This is a genomic window from Nocardia cyriacigeorgica, assembly GCF_005863245.1.
Lineage (GTDB): Bacteria > Actinomycetota > Actinomycetes > Mycobacteriales > Mycobacteriaceae > Nocardia > Nocardia cyriacigeorgica_C.
This window is the reverse complement of record NZ_VBUT01000007.1, coordinates 350231-367465: the sequence shown is the minus strand read 5'-3', so window position 1 is coordinate 367465 and position 17235 is coordinate 350231. Positions and strand designations below refer to the sequence as shown.

General features: G+C 68.8%; 15 protein-coding genes. 8 read left to right on the top strand and 7 right to left on the bottom strand.

Annotated features, from left to right (window positions below):
• Positions 1-13 precede the first annotated feature (13 nt).
• The 4 genes from FEK34_RS20025 to FEK34_RS20010 all read right to left on the bottom strand — a co-directional run bounded on the left by FEK34_RS20025 (position 14) and on the right by FEK34_RS20010 (position 4841).
• Positions 14-559, bottom strand: a complete 546-nt coding sequence (locus FEK34_RS20025; protein WP_138449738.1) for a methylated-DNA--[protein]-cysteine S-methyltransferase — start codon at positions 557-559, stop codon at positions 14-16.
• Positions 556-2058, bottom strand: a complete 1503-nt coding sequence (locus FEK34_RS20020; RefSeq protein ID WP_138449736.1) for an Ada metal-binding domain-containing protein — start codon at positions 2056-2058, stop codon at positions 556-558. Before FEK34_RS20020 ends, FEK34_RS20025 begins: the two co-directional genes overlap by 4 nt.
• Positions 2059-2178: 120 nt before the next feature.
• Positions 2179-2358 (bottom strand): YbdD/YjiX family protein, encoded by a 180-nt coding sequence (locus FEK34_RS20015; protein WP_138449938.1) that lies wholly within the window; start codon positions 2356-2358, stop codon positions 2179-2181.
• 224 nt (positions 2359-2582) lie between these two features.
• Positions 2583-4841: a carbon starvation CstA family protein gene (locus tag FEK34_RS20010; RefSeq protein WP_138449733.1), complete on the bottom strand. Its 2259-nt coding sequence runs from the start codon at positions 4839-4841 to the stop codon at positions 2583-2585.
• A 219-nt stretch (positions 4842-5060) separates the two neighbouring features.
• Between FEK34_RS20010 and FEK34_RS20005 the strand changes: the two genes are divergently transcribed.
• The 3 genes from FEK34_RS20005 to FEK34_RS19995 all read left to right on the top strand — a co-directional run bounded on the left by FEK34_RS20005 (position 5061) and on the right by FEK34_RS19995 (position 8774).
• On the top strand, positions 5061-6359 hold the full coding sequence (locus FEK34_RS20005; protein WP_138449936.1) for an ABC transporter substrate-binding protein: 1299 nt from the start codon (positions 5061-5063) through the stop codon (positions 6357-6359).
• Between the two features lie 344 nt (positions 6360-6703).
• Positions 6704-7582 carry a carbohydrate ABC transporter permease gene (locus tag FEK34_RS20000; RefSeq protein ID WP_138449934.1) on the top strand — a complete coding sequence of 293 codons (879 nt, stop codon included), beginning with the start codon at positions 6704-6706 and terminating at the stop codon, positions 7580-7582.
• A 349-nt stretch (positions 7583-7931) separates the two neighbouring features.
• Positions 7932-8774: a carbohydrate ABC transporter permease gene (locus FEK34_RS19995; protein ID WP_138449932.1), complete on the top strand. Its 843-nt coding sequence runs from the start codon at positions 7932-7934 to the stop codon at positions 8772-8774.
• Positions 8775-8865: 91 nt separating this feature from the next.
• Here the strand turns inward: FEK34_RS19995 and FEK34_RS19990 are convergent, their stop codons facing one another.
• The 3 genes from FEK34_RS19990 to FEK34_RS19980 form a co-directional block, all read right to left on the bottom strand.
• Complete coding sequence (locus tag FEK34_RS19990) at positions 8866-9477, bottom strand: malonic semialdehyde reductase (protein ID WP_138449731.1); 612 nt, start codon at positions 9475-9477, stop codon at positions 8866-8868.
• A 170-nt stretch (positions 9478-9647) separates the two neighbouring features.
• Positions 9648-10058 carry a VOC family protein gene (locus tag FEK34_RS19985; RefSeq protein WP_138449729.1) on the bottom strand — a complete coding sequence of 137 codons (411 nt, stop codon included), beginning with the start codon at positions 10056-10058 and terminating at the stop codon, positions 9648-9650.
• Positions 10059-10062: 4 nt separating this feature from the next.
• Positions 10063-10905, bottom strand: a complete 843-nt coding sequence (locus FEK34_RS19980; protein ID WP_138449727.1) for an AraC family transcriptional regulator — start codon at positions 10903-10905, stop codon at positions 10063-10065.
• A 183-nt stretch (positions 10906-11088) separates the two neighbouring features.
• Here FEK34_RS19980 and FEK34_RS19975 point away from each other — a divergent pair, with 183 nt between their 5' ends.
• The 5 genes from FEK34_RS19975 (at position 11089) to FEK34_RS30445 (ending at position 16654) form a co-directional block, all read left to right on the top strand.
• Positions 11089-12012 (top strand): quinone oxidoreductase family protein, encoded by a 924-nt coding sequence (locus FEK34_RS19975; RefSeq protein WP_138449725.1) that lies wholly within the window; start codon positions 11089-11091, stop codon positions 12010-12012.
• A 38-nt stretch (positions 12013-12050) separates the two neighbouring features.
• Positions 12051-13130 carry a redox-regulated ATPase YchF gene (gene ychF, locus FEK34_RS19970; RefSeq protein ID WP_104360488.1) on the top strand — a complete coding sequence of 360 codons (1080 nt, stop codon included), beginning with the start codon at positions 12051-12053 and terminating at the stop codon, positions 13128-13130.
• 53 nt (positions 13131-13183) lie between these two features.
• Positions 13184-13567, top strand: coding sequence for a hypothetical protein (locus tag FEK34_RS19965; RefSeq protein WP_138449723.1), 384 nt, complete (start codon positions 13184-13186; stop codon positions 13565-13567).
• Positions 13568-13700: 133 nt separating this feature from the next.
• Complete coding sequence (locus FEK34_RS19960) at positions 13701-14657, top strand: alpha/beta fold hydrolase (RefSeq protein WP_171048294.1); 957 nt, start codon at positions 13701-13703, stop codon at positions 14655-14657.
• Positions 14658-15067: 410 nt separating this feature from the next.
• Positions 15068-16654, top strand: a complete 1587-nt coding sequence (locus FEK34_RS30445) for a hypothetical protein (protein ID WP_212748788.1) — start codon at positions 15068-15070, stop codon at positions 16652-16654.
• Positions 16655-17235: the final 581 nt, after the last annotated feature.

The following is a 17235-nucleotide window of genomic DNA, read 5'->3' as shown; positions in this document are numbered from 1 at the left end:
GGCGCGTGATTCGTCAGGCGCTCGCCTCGTGGTCCAACAGCCAGCGCTTGGCCGGCAGACCCCAGCGGAATCCGCCCAGCGTTCCGTCGGCGCGCAGGATGCGGTGGCAGGGGACGAACAGCGCGGCGGCATTGCGGGCGCAGGCGTTGGCGGCGGCGCGGGTGGCGGCCGGGCGGCCGGAGCGGGCGGCGAAGGCGGTGTAGGTGAGCGGGGTTCCGGCGGGGACGGTGCGCAGGGTTTGCCAGGCGTGCATGAGGAATTCGCCGGACCGCTGGCGGACCTCGATGGTGTCGATGGCGGTGAGATCGCCGCGGTGGTAGGCGAGGACGGCGTCGGTGACGGCGCCGAGTTCCGCGCGCTCACGGAGTTCGGCGGGCCGCAAACCGGCGTGGATCAGCCCGCGCAGGTTCTCCGCGTCGGCGGTCCAGCCGGCGGCGAGCACCGCGCCGTCGCCGTCGACCAGTGTGGTGAACGGGCCGATCGGTGTCGTGACGGTCGCGAAATCAGCTGTGCGGACGGGGGTTTCGATGGCCGAGGGGGTCAGGACGGCGGCGGTCATGAGTCGGTACTCGCTTTCGATCGGGCGGCGCGGGCCGCCGGTACAGTGCGGGCGGCCAGGGCGCTGTGCCACAACTGCATGGACAGGTAGGAGCGCCACGGCGCGAACCGCGCGGTGTCGGTGAGGTCGATGGCGTGCAGGGCGGCGCCTTGGCGCACCACCAGGTCGGTGTCGAGCAGGATGTCGGGGTCGGCGAGCAGGCGCATGGTCACGTAGTCGGCCGTCCAGGGGCCGACCCCTTCCAAGGCCAGCAGGTCGCGCCGCAGGTCGGCGGCGGTGCGGCCCTGGTGCAGGGCCAGGTCGCCGGAGGCCAGCGCGGCCGCGGCGCCGACGATCGAGCGGATCCGCCGGGCCGGTCCGGTCAGCACCTCGGCACCGCGTTCGGCGATCACCGCGGGATCGGGGAACAAGCGCGGCGTCGGCCCGTCGATGGGATCGCCGAGCGCGGAGACCAGCCGGGCGGTGTGGGTGGCCGCCGCGGGCACCGAGATCTGCTGACCGATCATGGTGCGCAGCAACAACTCCGGCCCGTCCAGGCAGCCGGGAACCCGGATGCCGGGGACGAACCGTGGTCGCCCTTCCGGACGGTCCGCGTGCTCGGCCACTCCGAGCGCCTCATCGATCCCGATCGGGTCGGCGTCCAGATCGAGCAGATGCCGCAGCCGCGCCACGGTCGGCGCGAGGTCGCGCATGTCGTGCAGGGCCAGCTCGGCGCGCACATGATCGCGCTGAAACCCGAGCCGGATCGAGGCGTGTCCGTGCGGGGTGCGCAGATTGCGCAGGTAGCTGCGGTCCTCCCAGAGTTCGAGCCCTGGCACCGCGTGCGCGGACAGGAACCATTCCAGCCAGCTGCGGTCCAGCGGTTCGCGGTAGGGGAGCCGCAGGGTGAGCGTGCCGTTGGTGCTCGGCACGGCCCGCCCGTTGGCCCGCTGCGCTTCGGTGCGCATGGTGGTCGGGCTGACCGCGAACACTTCCCGCACGGTGTCGTTGAACTGCCGGATGCTGGCGAACCCGGCCGCGAACGCGATATCCGACATCGGCATGTTCGTGGTCTGGATCAGCAGTCGCGCGGTGTGCGCGCGATGCGCCCTGGCCAGCGCGAGCGGACCGGCTCCCAGTTCGGTGGTGAGCACGCGGGTGAGCTGACGCTGCGAATACCCGAGCGTCGCCGCCAGCGCGGGCACCCCGCCCCGTTCGATGACGCCGTCGCCGATCAGCCGCATCGCCCTGGCCGCCAGATCCGCCCGGGTGTTCCACAACGGTGAGCCGGGTGCGGCGTCGGGCAGGCAGCGCCGGCACGCGCGGTACCCGGCCTGCTGTGCGGCGGCGGCCGTCGGTAGGAAGCTGACATTGGCGCGTTTCGGAGTGATCGCCGGACACGATGGGCGGCAATAGATTCCGGTGGTCCGCACGGCGGTGAAGAACTGCCCGTCGAAGCGGGAGTCCCGGGTGGAGACCGCTCGGTAACAGCGTTCGAAGTCCAGAGCCGTGATCGTCACGTCAACCACAATGACAGCTACCGGCGACCGCTGCTAGCGGAAATCGGACATTACCCCGGTGGGCCGGGCAGACTGCGCGCGACACGCCACGCGACGCGCCGAGCGGCCCGTCGTCCCAGCTCAGCAGCAGCGGTTCGCCGGATTCCGATCGGCCTCGGCATGCCGCTCCCGCCAGTACTCGCGTTCCGATGGAATCGGGCAGCCGGGATGCTTGCGCCGGAGGTGGGCGACATAGCGCTCGTAGTCCTTGCCGCCGAGCACCGAGTCGAACCACCACAGCACACCGCGCGCGGCACCCAGCAGGGCACGTCCCGGGCCGCCGATGGGCTCGATCCGGCGCTGCCCGGCGCCGGCTGGTCCGGTGCCCTCGGCGGGCGAGTCCGCACGATCGTCGCCCATGTCGCCGAGCAGCGCCGACGCCGTCTCGGCAGGAACCCTCCCGGGGCCACCGGCCGGTGCGTCGACCGGACGGGCTGCCGTGCGGCCGGGCGGCACTACCGCCGTCCCGGCCACCGCCTCGGTACTCAGTGCGCCTTCACGTGTGCCGCGCCCGGTTCCTTCACCTCGCCCTTCTCGATCAGTTCGTCCCATTCGCGCTGCACCTCCTTCTCGGCCGCGGTCGGGAAGAATCCGCTCGGGGCGAAGATGCGCGAGGGCTCCTCCGGCGATTCGGTGGTCTCGGCCGAGCCGGCCTTCCAGGCGCGGTAGCAGACGATGGCGCCGACCACCGCGACGATCAGCACCAGCACCGCGAACACGATGGACAGCGTGCCCTGGATGAAGGTGTTGCGCACCACCGCGTCCACGTCCTCGGGTGTCTTCGCGGTCAGGCACAGCTTGCCCGCCTGCTGCGCGTTCTGGCAGATCTCGTGCTGCTTCCAGTAGCCGACCTTCGGGTCCGCCGAGAAGATCTTCTGCCAGGACGCGGTCATGGTGACGATGAGGTCCCACACCAGCGGAATGCCGGGAATCCAGGCCCATTTCGTCAGGCCCTTCTTCACCAGGATGGTGAGCACCACCGTCAGCGCGATCGCGGCCAGCAGCTGGTTGGCGATACCGAACAGCGGGAACAGCGCGTTGATGCCGCCGAGCGGATCGGTGACGCCCATCAGCAGGATCGAACCCCAGGCCGCGACCACGATCGCCGAGCACAGCCACGCACCCACCCGCCAGGACGGATCCTTGAATTTGCGTGCGGGACCGGCGAAATTGCCGAGCGCGTCGGAGAGCATGAAGCGCGCCACGCGGGTGCCGGCGTCAATGGTGGTGAGGATGAACAACGCCTCGAACATGATCGCGAAGTGGTACCAGAACGATTTCATGCTCGACCCGCCGAGGAACTGGTGGAACACCTCGGAAATGCCGACGGCCAGCGTCGGCGCGCCACCGGTGCGGGAGATGATCGAATCCTCACCCACCTCGCTCGCGGCATTGCTGAACGTCTCGGGTGTGGCCGGCGGGCCGGACAGGCCGAGCGAGTTGGTGTAGGCCGCCGCCGATTCCGGGGTGCCGCCGGTCGCGCCGAGCGGGGCGTTCATACCGAAGTAGATGTGCTGGTCGATGATCGAGGCGGTGATGATCGCCATCACCGCGACGAACGACTCCATCAGCATGCCGCCGTAGCCGATCATCCGGCTGTGCGATTCCTTCTCCAGCAGTTTCGGTGTGGTGCCCGAGGACACCAGCGCGTGGAACCCGGACAGCGCACCGCAGGCGATGGTGATGAACAGGAACGGGAACAGGCTGCCCGCGAAGGCCGGTCCGGCGCCGGTGTGCGCGAACTCCGAGACCGCGGGCGCCTTCAGGGTCGGCAGGGTGATCAGGATGCCGAGCGCGAGCAGGCCGATGGTGCCGATCTTCATGAACGTCGACAGGTAGTCGCGCGGCGCCAGCAACAACCACACCGGCAGCACCGAGGCGAAGAAGCCGTAGCCGATCAGCATCCAGGAGATGGTCACCGGATGGAAGGTGAACCAGCTGGCCCAGGTGTCGTTCTCCGAGACCCAGCCACCGGCGATGATCGCCAGGATCAGCAGCGCGAACCCGATCAGCGACACCTCACCGACCGCGCCCGGCCGCAGGAATCGCAGGTACACGCCCATGAACAGGGCGATCGGGATGGTCATGCTGATGGAGAACACACCCCACGGGCTGTGCGCGAGAGCGTTGACAACGACCAGCGCCAGCACCGCCAGCAGGATCATCATGATGACGAGAATTCCGATGATGGCCGCCCAGCCACCGAACCAGCCGAGCTCGTCGCGGGCCATCTGTCCCAGGCTGCGCCCGCGCCGTTTGGTCGACACCCACAGCACCAGGTAGTCCTGCACCGCGCCGGCGAACACCACGCCGACGATGATCCAGATGGTGCCCGGCAGATAGCCCATCTGCGCCGCGAGCACCGGGCCGACCAGCGGGCCGGCGCCGGCGATGGCGGCGAAGTGATGGCCGAACAGCACCCGCCGGTCCATCGGCAGGTAGTCCTTGCCGTTTTCCAGGATCTCGGCGGGAGTGGCGACGTCGTCGCGCGGTTTGACGACCTTGTATTCGATCAGCCGCGCATAGAAGCGGTAGGCGATGATGTAGGTGCTGACCGCCGCGATCACGATCCACACCGCGTTCACCGATTCGCCGCGGGCGATGGCCAGGATCGTCCAGGCAGCGGCGCCGAGTATCGCGATGCCGGCGAATATCGCCTTCTTGGCCGGAGTCATCGGGGACCGGTCGATCACGCCGACGGGCGGCAGATCGGGGTCGGTCCGCAGATATTCGATGGTCGCCATCTGCCTACTCTCCTGTGAAACGCGCAGGATGATGCTGAAACACGTGTCAAGGTAGCCGATCGGAATGGCCCGGCGCGGCGGTTCGGTCGCGTCGTGATCGTGGTCGATCGGATCGTTGTCGTGTGTCGGCGGTCACCCTCTTCAGTTGCCGCCAGTATGCTGCCATGCGGCCCGATCTGCTCCACATCCGCCCTGAGGAGGCCGGAGCTGGAATCCGCCCTGTCGAGCACCCCCGTGCGGCGGCGTACGCTGCTCGGCTCCGCGCTGGCCGCCCCGTTGCTGGCCGGTGGATGCGGCGCCGACGACGACGCGCTGACCTTCTTCTTCGGCGCCCGCCCGGAGGAGGCGCGGGTGCGGCGGCGGATCATCGACGAGTTCGGCAAGCGGCACCCCGAGATCCGCATCCGCACGGTGGTCTCCGGGCCCGACGCGCTCCAGCAGATGCTCACCTACTGCGCGGGCGGCAAATGCCCCGACATCATGATGGCCTGGGAGTTGCTGTATGCCGGGCTGGCCGAGCGCGGGGTACTGCTCGACCTGAACACCCTGCTCGACCGCGACCCTGGGTACGCGGATGCCTTGCGGCGCGACAGTTTTCCCGCGCTGTACGACACCTTCCGCTACGGCGGCGGCCAGTACGCGCTGCCCGAGCAGTGGTCGGGGGTGTTCCTCTATTACAACCGGGAACTGTTCGCCGAGGCCGGGGTTCGAGCGCCGAGGAACTGGGACGAGGCCTGGAGTTTCGAGGAGTTCCTCGACGCGGCCACGGCTGTGACGTCACGGAAAGGCAAGGGGCGCTGGGGTTTCGCCGACGCGTGGGTGCCGTACTTCTCGGCGGCGTGCTTCGGGATGAACAACGGCGTCGACTGGTTCACACCGTCGGTCGCGCCGATGCGCACCAACCTCGGTGATCCGCGCTTCGCCGAGGGCTTCCAGTTCTATGCCGATCTCGCGGTGCGGCACAAGGTGGCCCCACGCGTGGCCGACCAGCAATCGGTCTCGGCGCCCGATCTGTTCCGGCGCGGGCGGGCGGGCATGGTGCTCGGCGGGCATTGGCTGTATTCGGAATTCGCCGGGCACGACGATCTCGATATCGACCTGACCGTATTGCCGGTGGGGCCGCATGGCGGACCGGGCGCGATCACGGATGTGGGCTGCACCGGGCTGGCGATCGCGGCCAACAGCCCGCGCATCGAACAAGCTTGGGAATTCGTCAAATTCGCGACGGGTCCGGTGGGTCAGGCGATCATCGCCGAATCCGGGCTGTTCGTTCCGGTATTGAAATCGGTGCTCGGGTCGGATGCCTTTGCCGCCGCCCACCGCGACGTCACCAACCTGGATGTGCTCACCGGCGGCCCGCGGCACTCCCGGGCGCTGCCGGTGACGCCCGCATGGGGCAAGGTCCAGGCTCTGCTCGAACGCGGAGCCAACCGGGTCCTGCGTGGTGCCGCACCGGCGGCCTCGCTGCATCCGGACCTCACCCGGACCGTGGATGCGCTGCTGAAGGACACGCGGTGACGGGGAGCGGCGGTGCGGGTGGTCGCCGGCGGCAGCCGCGATCACCGCAGGTTCGGCGCGCCGAAGCGCGGGCGAGCGGCACGGAGGTTTCCGGGCCGCGACAGCGCCCACGCGTGCTCGGCGGGCCGAAGGATGCGCAGCCTTGGCTGTTCCGTCGTGGCGGGCGGAACGGACAGCACGCTGCCGGTCGACGGGTGGGGCGGCGGGCGCGGGCGGGTGACCCGGGCGGCACGGAGGCTTCCGGGCCGCGACAGCGCCCGCGTGTCCTCGGCGGGCTGAAGGATGCGCGGCCTTGGCTGTTCCGTCGTCGCGGCGAGCGGAACGGGCATCGCGCCGCCGGGCAGCTGGTGCGGCGGCGCGCTCGGGCGGGGCGGTGGTTCGTCGCGGCGAATGTGGCGGGCGTCGGTGTGTTCTTGGTCGGGCCGCTCGTCGTGTCGCTCTATGTGAGTTTCTTCTCGTGGGATTTGTTCAGTGCGCCAAAGTTCGTCGGGGTTTCGAACTACCGGAGGCTGTTCACGGCGGATCCACTGTTCCTGATCGCCGTGCGCAATACGGTGGTTCTTACCCTGCTGACTCTGCTGCCGACGGTCGCGATCGGGCTGGTCGTCGCCGCGCTGCTGAATCGCACGACGGCCGGCATCGGGTTCTTCCGCACCGCCGCGTTCCTGCCGCTGGTCGCCTCGACGGTGGCGATGGCCGTGGTGTGGCGGTTCATCTTCACCACCGACGATGGCCTGCTCAACCTGCTGCTCGGCTGGTTCGGTATCGAGCCGGTGCCGTGGTTGATCGACCCCGATCTGGCGCTGGTGTCGCTGAGCGTCGTCACGGTGTGGAAGAGCGTGCCGTTCGCCACCGTCATCCTGCTGGCCGCGATGCAAGGAGTGCCGGAACAACTGTACGAGGCCGCGCGCATCGACGGGGCCGGTGCGGTACGTCGGTTCTGGTCGATCACGATCCCGCTGATCCGCGGGCCGCTGTCGTTCGTCTTCGTCATCACGATCATCAACTCGGTCCAGGCCTTCGACCAGGCCTACGCCCTGACCGGCGGTAACGGTGGCCCGGAGACCGGCACCTACCTGCTCGGAATCATGCTGTTCCAGCACGCTTTCGCGTTCTACGAAGTGGGATACGCGTCGGCGCTGGCGTGGGTGATGTTCGCGGGGCTGTTCGTGCTGACGGTGCTGCAACTCAGGTACTCGCGACGCGGGGAGGCGCAGGGGTGAGCGCGGACTCACGGCCGGGCGATCGGATGCGGCAGGCGCCGCGAGTCCGAGTGTCATCGCCGGCGACGCCACGAGAGGTTATGCCGCGCTCGAATTCACAGGGCGCGGACGTGGGCGGCGGGGAGGTGACGGCACGGGGCGGGAGCTGGGCGGGCGCGACACGGGCGGACGGGGCGTGGCCTGCGGGGAGGCGGGCGAGGTATCGGAGGCAGAGATGCGGGCAGGTCGCGGCGTGAGAGGTGAGGACGTGGGCCGCGGGAACGCGGGAGGCACGGCTGTGCGGGTTGAGGCTGCGGTGGGTTCCGAGGGCGAGGTCGACGGTGTGCGGTCTCGGCGCGATCGCGGTGGGGTGCGGGTCGACCGTGCCATTGTGCGCAGGGTGGTGTCGGGGGCCGGGGTGTACGCGGCGCTCGTGGTCGTCGCGTGGGCTGCGCTGACGCCGATCCTGTGGGCGTTGTCGGGGTCGCTGAAGAGCGAGGGCGCGGTAACCGATCCGGCGCCGATACCGGCTCATCCGCAGTGGTCGAACTACACCGAAGTGTTCGATCTGCTTCCACTCGGCCGGATGCTGCTCAACACCACCGTCTACGCCGCCTGCGTGACGGCCGGGCAGGTCTTCTTCTGCTCACTGGCCGGATATGCGTTCGCGCGCTTGCCCTTTCGCGGCCGCGAGGTCCTGTTCCTCGCCTACCTGGCGACCTTGATGGTGCCGCTCACCGTCACGCTGATCCCGCAGTTCCTGCTCATGCGCGCCTTCGGCTGGGTGGACACCCCGTGGGCGATGATCGTGCCCGGTGTCTTCGGCAGCGCCTTCGGCACCTATCTGATGCGGCAGTTCTTCCTGACGCTGCCCGTCGAACTCGAAGAAGCCGCCATCCTCGACGGCTGCACCACCTGGCAGGTCTACTGGCGCGTCCTGCTGCCCCAGGTCAGGCCCGCGCTCATGGTGCTCGCGGTACTGACCTGGATCACCGTCTGGAACGATTTCCTCTGGCCGCTGGTGATGATTCAGCGCGACGAGATCGCCACCGCCACACTGGGTCTGGTGCGTCTGCAAGGGCAGTACCACACCCAGTGGCCCATCCTCATGGCCACATCGATGCTGATCCTGCTGCCCTTGCTGCTCCTGTACGCCGTAGCCCAGCGAGCCTTCATCCGAGGAATCGCCCTCTCCGGTCTCGGCGGCCGTTGATCGACCTCGACTTTCGCACAGATTCCGAGCACTTCGCATAGGTTGCAAGCCCCGAAAAACGCCACAACCTATGCGAAGCTCGCCCATCGGATCAGAGGGTGGTGATTACGTCTTTCGCTTCGAGGCGGGGGCTGCGGGGGAACCAGGCGTCGGGGCCGGGCTTGCCGATGTTGATGGCTACCAGGGCGTGGTGGCCGCCCTCGGGGAAGAACTCCTTCTCCACCGCGGCGTGGTCGAAGCCGTTCATCGGGCCGGCGGCCAGACCGGCGGCGCGGACGCCGACGATGAAGTAGGCGATCTGCAAGGCGGCGTTGAGTTTGGCCGAGTGCTCGCGGTGGGCGTCGTCGGCGTAGTAGTCCTTGGCGCCTTCCATGTGCGGGAACAGCGTCGGCAGGTGTTCGTGGAAGTTGTTGTCGGCGAACAGCACCACGGTCAGCGGGGCCTTGGTGGTCTTGTCCTTGTTGCCGTCGGCCATGTGCTGGACCAGCCGTGCGCGCGCCTCGGGCGAGCGCAGCACCACCGCGCGCAGCGGCTGCTGGTTCATCGAGGTGGGACCCCACTTGATCAGGTCGTAGATGGCCTGGATCTGTTCGTCGGCGACCGGCTCGTCGGTGAAGGTGTTGGCGGTGCGCGCCTCGCGGAACAGCAGGTCCTGGGCGGCGGCGTCGAGCTCGAGCAGGTCGGTCGGCTGGGTGGTGGTCATCGAGTCTCCTGTGCGTTCGAAAAGATCCTTGCGGAAGCGGAAAGGATCGCTCGCTTCGATGACCGAGGTTAACCAAACAAGCGGACTGTGGTCCACTTAATCCGGACGGGTGTGGGAACTCGCACACCGGGAATAGAAAGCGACCCGCACGGCGGCGGGTCGCATCAGGATCATTCGCCTGCGTAGGTGCCGAAACTCCAGAGGTTGCCCTCCGGGTCGGCGGCGCTGAAACCGCGCGAACCGTAGTCTTCGTCGCGCATTTCACGCACAACGCGCGCGCCCGCCTTCTGGGCGCGGTCGTAGAGCGCGTCCGGGTCGTCGCACACCAGATACAGCGAGGCCGCGCCCGCGGGCCGCTGCCCGAACTCGCTGTCGTCGCGGCCGGTGGAGCCGAACATGATGCCGCCGCCGGCGGGCCAGCGCATTTCGGCGTGCTCGACGACCGAGGGATCGTCCTCGCGGGCATACAGCGCCGTCAGTTCGAAACCGAAGGCGTCGGTGAGGAACTTCGCCATCGCGCGGGCGTCGCGGAAGGCCAGGCAGGGCCAGACATGGGTGGTGGTCGAGGTTGGTGTAGTCATGTTTTCAGCCTCGTCCGCCGGGCTCCTCCGGGTCTTGGACAGATGGAATCTCCTCGGCCAGCCAGGTCGTCGGACTGCATCCGGCCAGCTCCGCGAAATCCCGATTCAGATGCGCCTGATCGTAATATCCGCAGGTCGCCGCGATCTGAGCAATGCTGATGAACGACGGCGTGCGCGCCAGCATCGCCTTGGCCCGATCGCAACGGGCGATGCGCGCGGCCAGCTTCGGGCTCAGTCCGAACTCGGCCCCGAACCGTCGCGTCAGATGCTGTCTGCTCCACCCGATCCGCTCGGCCAGCGGCCCCACCGGCACGGTCCCGCCGGAGCCGACCACCGCCCGCCACGCCCAGCTCAACTCCGGCGCCACCACCCGATCCGGGTGGGCGAGCTTCGTGAGCACCCGATCGCAGGCCTCGAACCGGCGCGGCCACTGCGCGTGCAGATGCAGTTCCTCGGCCAGCTGCTGAGCCACCGGTCCCGTCACATCCGACAACTCCACCGAGATGTTCCACAGTTCGCCCGCCGGCATACCGAACAGCACCCGGCTGCCCAGCGGCGTCAGCTCGATCGCCACACCTTCCTGAGTCCCGTTGTGCGCGATCGCCGCCGGCCCCGGCTGCAACCCGCTCAGCACACAGCGGTAGTCGGCGGGCGCCTGCTTCGCATCGGTCTGCGTGACGACGTCGATGGTCGGCCCGATCGCCACGATGAACGTCATATGCCGCGACGGCAGTCCCCGATGCAGGCCGGGCGGATACCCCGTCATCCGGTAGCCGACATAGCGGTCGATGAACGCCGCCAGCCCCGGCGCCGGCCGCGCCATCACCACCTCCGAGATCGGAGCCATGGCATCGACGCTACGCCGCCCGACACGCCGCGCAAGGCTTCCGGACACGCCGACGGGCGCGTGACGTGCCTCTCTACCAGCGCGCATCTGGCGTGAGATGGCGCACTCGGGGGTAGTTGGACCTGTGAGGTAGCGCCGAAATGTGGTTACCGTTACCGCTCCTGAACCAAGCCTGGAGGTGTGATGCGGCGGGTGCAATACCAGCACAGCGGGGGTCCCGAGGTGCTCGAGATCGTCTCGGTCGATGTGCCGACGCCCGGTCCGGGCGAGCTGCTCGTCCGCGTCGAAGCCGTCGGGGTGACGTTGCCGGTGGTGCGGAAGGTGCGCGAGCAGCGTGAGCCGATTCCGCTGGGCGGCGAGATCGCCGGTGAAGTGGTCGCCGTCGGCGAAGGAGTGGACAATTACGCGCCCGGCTACCGGGTGACCGGCCTCGTCTTCGGGCACGGGTACGCCGACTACGCGCTGCTGTCGGTGGCGATGGCCTCGCCGATCCCGGACGGTGCGTCGGCGGTCGACGCGGTGGCGCTGGTGCGCAGCGGCCTGGTAGCGCTGGGTGCGCTCGGTGCGGCGAACCCCGCCGAGGGTGAATCGGCGCTGGTCACCGCCGCCGCGTCCGGTGTCGGGCATCTGGCGGTGCAGCTGGCCCGGATCCGGGGTGCGGCGCGGGTCGTCGGCGCGGTCTCCGATCCCGCCAAGGCCGATTTCGTGCGCGAGCTCGGTGCCGACGAGGTCGCCGCCTACGAAGACTCTTCATGGGGCGCGCCCGTCGATTACGCCCTCGACGCCGTCGGCGGTGAGCTGCTCGCACCCGCCCTCGCCGCGGTGCGCACCGGTGGACGCCTGGTCGCCTACAGCTCCGGCGGCGGCACCCTGGAAGCCTTCGACCTGCTTTCCGGCGCCAAATCGGTGACCGGTTTCCAGATCGCCCGCATCGCGCGCGAGCAGCCCGACGTCTACGAGCACTGGCGGCAGGAGCTGTGGCAGTACTTCGCGTCCGGGCTGCTGCGTCCGGCGGTGCACGCGGAGTTCGCGTTGGAAGACGCGGCCGCCGCGCACACCGTCATCGAGAAGCGCGCCAACCTCGGCAAGGTCGTGCTGATCCCCTGAGCGGTCGGAGGGTGAGACCCGCGTAGACTCTCCTATCCGTGAGTCTCACCCTCGGAATCGTCGGCCTGCCCAACGTCGGAAAGTCGACGCTGTTCAACGCGCTGACCCGCAACGACGTGCTGGCCGCGAACTACCCGTTCGCGACCATCGAGCCGAACGTCGGGGTGGTCCCACTGCCCGACCCGCGCCTGGACAAGCTCGCCGAGATCTTCGGTTCCGAGCGCATCGTGCCCGCCACCGTCTCCTTCGTCGACATCGCAGGCATCGTGAAGGGCGCCTCCGAGGGTGCGGGCCTCGGCAACAAGTTCCTCGCCAATATCCGCGAGGCCGACGCCATCTGCCAGGTCGTGCGCGTGTTCGCCGATGACGATGTGGTGCACGTCGACGGCCGCGTCGACCCGTCGGCCGATATCGAGGTCATCGAAACCGAGCTCATCCTCGCCGACCTGCAAACGCTGGAGAAGGCCGTCGTCCGCCTGGACAAGGAAGCCAAGGTCAAGAAGGACCGCAAGCCCGTCGCCGACGCCGCCAAGGCCGCCCAGGAAATCCTCAACAGCGGCACCACCCTCTTCGCCGCCGCCGACAAGGTCGACACCGAGCTCCTCAAAGAGCTCTCCCTGCTGACCACCAAGCCGTTCCTCTACGTCTTCAACGCCGACGAATCCGTCCTCACCGACGACGCCAAGATCGCCGAACTGAAGGCCTCCGTAGCCCCCGCCGACGCCGTCTTCCTCGACGCCAAGGTGGAAGCCGAACTCCTCGAACTCGACGCCGAATCCGCCGCCGAACTCCTGGAATCCATCGGCCAGCACGAACCCGGCCTGCATTCCCTCGCCCGCGCCGGTTTCCACACCCTCGGCCTCCAGACGTACCTGACCGCCGGCCCGAAGGAAGCCCGCGCGTGGACCATCCACCAGGGCGACACCGCACCGAAGGCTGCCGGTGTGATCCACACCGACTTCGAGCGTGGGTTCATCAAGGCCGAGGTCGTTGCCTACGACGACCTGGTCGAAGCCGGATCGATGGCGGCGGCCAAGGCGGCGGGCAAGGTTCGGATGGAAGGTAAGGACTACGTCATGGCGGACGGCGACGTGGTCGAGTTCCGCTTCAACGTCTGACCGGCCGACGAAAAGGCCTGGTTGTGGCCCCGCTGCGCCAGTAATCTCCCACAGTGCACACCCACCGGACGTTCGAGAACCCGCCCGCACTGCCCCATGAGGTCGTCGTCGAGACGTTGGAGCGTGCGTTGCGTGACCGCACGAGCGAGGGGGAGGCCGCGGACGTTCTGGTCGGGAGCGCATTGAACGACGATGACAGGGAGTTCGTCGAGTATTGGTGCGTGCAGGTCGGGACGCGGGCGGTGTCTGGTAGTCCGCTGCTCGGACTGGCGGGGCTGTGCCTGGGGCATATCGCGCGGCGATGCGGGCGTCTCGGCGATGATGCCTTCGCGCTGGTGAAGTCGCTGGCGGCTCGTGCCGAGGCCGATCCGACTGACGTCGACGCTCGGGCAATCGACGGGTACGACGACGTGCGGAGTCATCTGCATCTGTGGTGAGTACGGGGGGTTACCCACCTTGGTGGGGTTCTGCGCACCCTCGGGGGAGCGGACCAAGCACTCGGGGCTCTGAAAACGGCGGCCGGATCGGCGCAGAGTAGATCACGTCACCGCACGTGAACCGGAGGCTCCGATGTCGATCACCAGCATGTTTGCCCGCTCGGTAGAACGTCGTGCCGTTGTTTCGACCGATGATGGCGTCGCGCTGGCTGTGCGCGAGTACGGGCGCCGGGATGCGGAGCTGACCGTCGTCCTCGTGCACGGGCATTGCCTGCGGACCGAGTCGTGGACCGATGTTCGCGATGCTCTGCTGCGGGACAACCCCGAGGCTCGGGTCGTCTGCTACGACCATCGCGGGCACGGCGACTCGGCGGCCGCCTCGAGCCGCACCTACAACCTCGAACAGCTCGGCCACGACCTGCGTTCGGTGCTCGACGCGGTTGCGCCCAGCGGGCCGGTCGTGCTGGTGGGCCACTCGATGGGCGGCATGACGGTGCTGACCTATGTCGGCCAGAACCCGCATGAGATCGGCACCCGCATCGTCGGCGTCGGCCTCATCGCGACCGCCGCCAGCGGGCTCGCCGACGCGGGCTTCGGCCGGCTGCTCCGCCACCCGATCATCGCCGCTTTCCAAGCCGCCGTCCGCCGCGCACCGCGCCTGATGCAGCGGGCCAAGCGGGTGGCCTGCAAGGTTTTCGCGCCCGTGATCCGCATCGCCGAGTTCGGCAACCGCAAGGTCAGCGCCCGTGTGCTGGCCCTGGCCTACGCGATGCACAACGAGACGCCGATCGTCACGATGGCGAGCTTCCTGAGCTCCTTCATGAGCTACGACCGCACCGACGTGCTGCCTGCACTGTCCAAGATCCCCACGATGATCCTGTGCGGCTCCGCCGACCTGATGACCCCGCCGTCGCATTCGGTCGCCATGGTTGCCGCGATCGATTACGCGGATTTCGTGACGATCGACGGCGCCGGGCACTCGGTGATCCTGGAACAGCCGGGCGAGGTCGCCGAAGCCGTCGGCCGGTTGATCAGGCGGGCGGGCGGCGCGCGCAGGTTCGCGACTGCTGAGCTCGCGCTCGTCGGGTAGTAGCTCGTCGTCCCGTAACCGTTTGCTTCCCGCGTGCCTCGGTCGCCGCTGCCGGCGCGATGCCAGGTGCGGCCGGCGCGATGCTTGGCACGGGCAGCCGATCGCCGCTCTGGTCATTCGTCGGGGTCCGACACGCAGAATGCACAGGCTGTGGGCCATCTGAGCGCCGGTGGCCGGCTGGGCTCGAACGGCCGTCGACCACACGCTCATGCTCAATTACGCGAATCGAGCCCGGTTCCCGACCAGGACGTGGCGATTACCCGGGGGGAGTCCCTCACATTTCGGGCGAACGGCCTATCTTTCCGAGTCGGGTGCGGTGCCCGTCGCGGGTGACGGCGGGATGGCGATGGCCGGGTCGTGTGCGGCGGGCGGCGTCTGGAACACTCGTTGGCCGGAAAGGTTCGATGCTGATGCTCCGTCGTTTCACGACCAACGCGCCCGATGCGGCGCCGCCGGTGGATGACTTGATGGCCGGTGCTTTGCCGGACCGTGTGCAGATCGCGCATGAGCGGCTGGCGCACCAGGACGATCCGGCTCTACTGGAAGCGCTGTCGGAGCGTGAGCTCGCGGCGGCGCGTGAGTTGGCCGAGCTCGTGCGCGACTACGAACGCCATGAGCAGCGGGCGCGGATCCAGGCGGCGGCCGACGCGGCGGAGCGGGTGCGGCGCACGGCGGCCGAGCTGGCCGAGCGGGAGGCCGCTGACCTGCTGCGGGCGGCGCAGGCGATCGGGGAGCAGCGGCACAGCAGCAGCCCGCATGCGAAGGTCGCGCGGCTGCATCAGCGCAAACCGCGGGTGCTCGGGCTGCTTGCCGGGGTGGTCGCGTTCTCGATGCTGTTCTCGGCAGTCACGGTGCAGCAGAACATCGCGCCCACCGGTGGTGTCACGAATCCGATGTTCTGGCTGTCCTACGGGTTGGAAGCGCTGATCAGCGCGGTCCTCGTCGCGTTGATGCTGTCCACCGCCGATACCGCCGAGTGGGGTGTGATCGAGCGGTTGTGGCAGGTCTACACCGTCGAGGGTGTACTGCTGACTGCGAGCATCGCGCTGAACACCTTCCCCTATTTCAAAGCCGGCGACCTCACGGGCATCGGCATCCACGCGATCGCGCCGATCATGATCGGTGTCGCACTCGTGACGCACCGGTTGGTGGCCGAGAGATACGGGCGCGCGATCGAGCAGGCGACGGCCGCGGTGCCCGACAAGGAAGATCTCCAGGAGCGGCTGGTCGCGCTCACCAAGGTCGGTGGAGCCGGGAACCAGATCCTGCCGAGCATTCTCGAGGTGGCGCCCGCGACCCGCGGTGAGCGTCCGGCCGGGCAGGAGCAGACCGCCGACCCGGAGCCGGCCGTCAACGATGGGACCGAGCAGCCTGCCGCAACTTCGGCATCGGAGGAAAGCCCGGCACCCGAGGCAAAATCGGGCACGGCCTCCGGACCGGACGCGTCTGCCGAGCAGCCCACCGCTTCAGCCGAGGCCCCGGCAGCCGACCCCACCCCGCCCGTACCCACCGCACCATGCACCGAACTGTGGCTGGCGACAACACCGTTGCCCGCCGAGCAGCCCGCCACCGCGAACCCGGGCGACGCGCCGGCCGACGCTACGAATCCGGGTGAGGCCGAGCTGGATGCTCGCCTCGCGGACGCGGTGCGAAAGACGCTGCAACGGCTCCGGACTAGCGAGCAAAGCGACCCGGCGCCGGTGGCGGGACCGGCTCCGACCGTTCCGGATGGGCAGAGCCCCCAGGATTCCGCGGGCGCCGAACAGTCCGTTGAACGGGGCTCCGATGAGCAACCCGCGGACATGGCGCGCGAGCAGTCGGGTCCGGTCGCCGCGCAGAGTGCGGACGGCGCACGCAGCGAGGCCGACAAGCAACCGCCGGCTCGTCCGAGCCAGGAACCGCCGATCGCGCCCGAGCCGACCACGCACAACGCCGGCGACGCTTTCGCGCGGACTGCCCAGCTCGAACCCGACGAGCCCGCGCTCACCGCGAGATAGAACGAGGCAGACTCCCCGGAGCGCCGATCGTCGAGGAGCAGGCCACATCTATAGCAGGAATTGCCCCGCATGAGTTCGGCAGCGCGCTCTGGCGTCGCCGGATCGCTCTGGCCTGATCGGATCGCTGCTGGCAGGTCATTTCCGGTGCGGCAGTTGTCGCGCAGCTCGAGCTCGGCAACGCACGGGATCGTCGGGGCAGCTCATCTCGGGTTCGCCTGGTCGCCGCATGAGTTCGGCGACGCCTCGGATCCATTATTCGTGGCCGGCGCGCTGCTCCGGTACGGCTGGTGTCACGTCGACCGAGCTCGGCAACGCTGTTTGCGTGTCAGTGGACCGTCGCCGGCAGCTCATTGCTGGGTACGGCAGGAACTGCGCCGACAATGTCCGGCAAAGCGTCCAGCGTCACCTTCGAGCCCGGCATCTTCGACAGGCATCACGCCGACCGTGTAGACGCGGCCCCGGGCTTCGGGCGCAAGACCGCACTCTGGATGGCGGCCCAGGCATCGACACGCCCATAGTGCGGCGAGGTTCGCGTGGAAAACCGCCGGTCAAGCGTACGGTCGGGACACCATAGGCCGCTC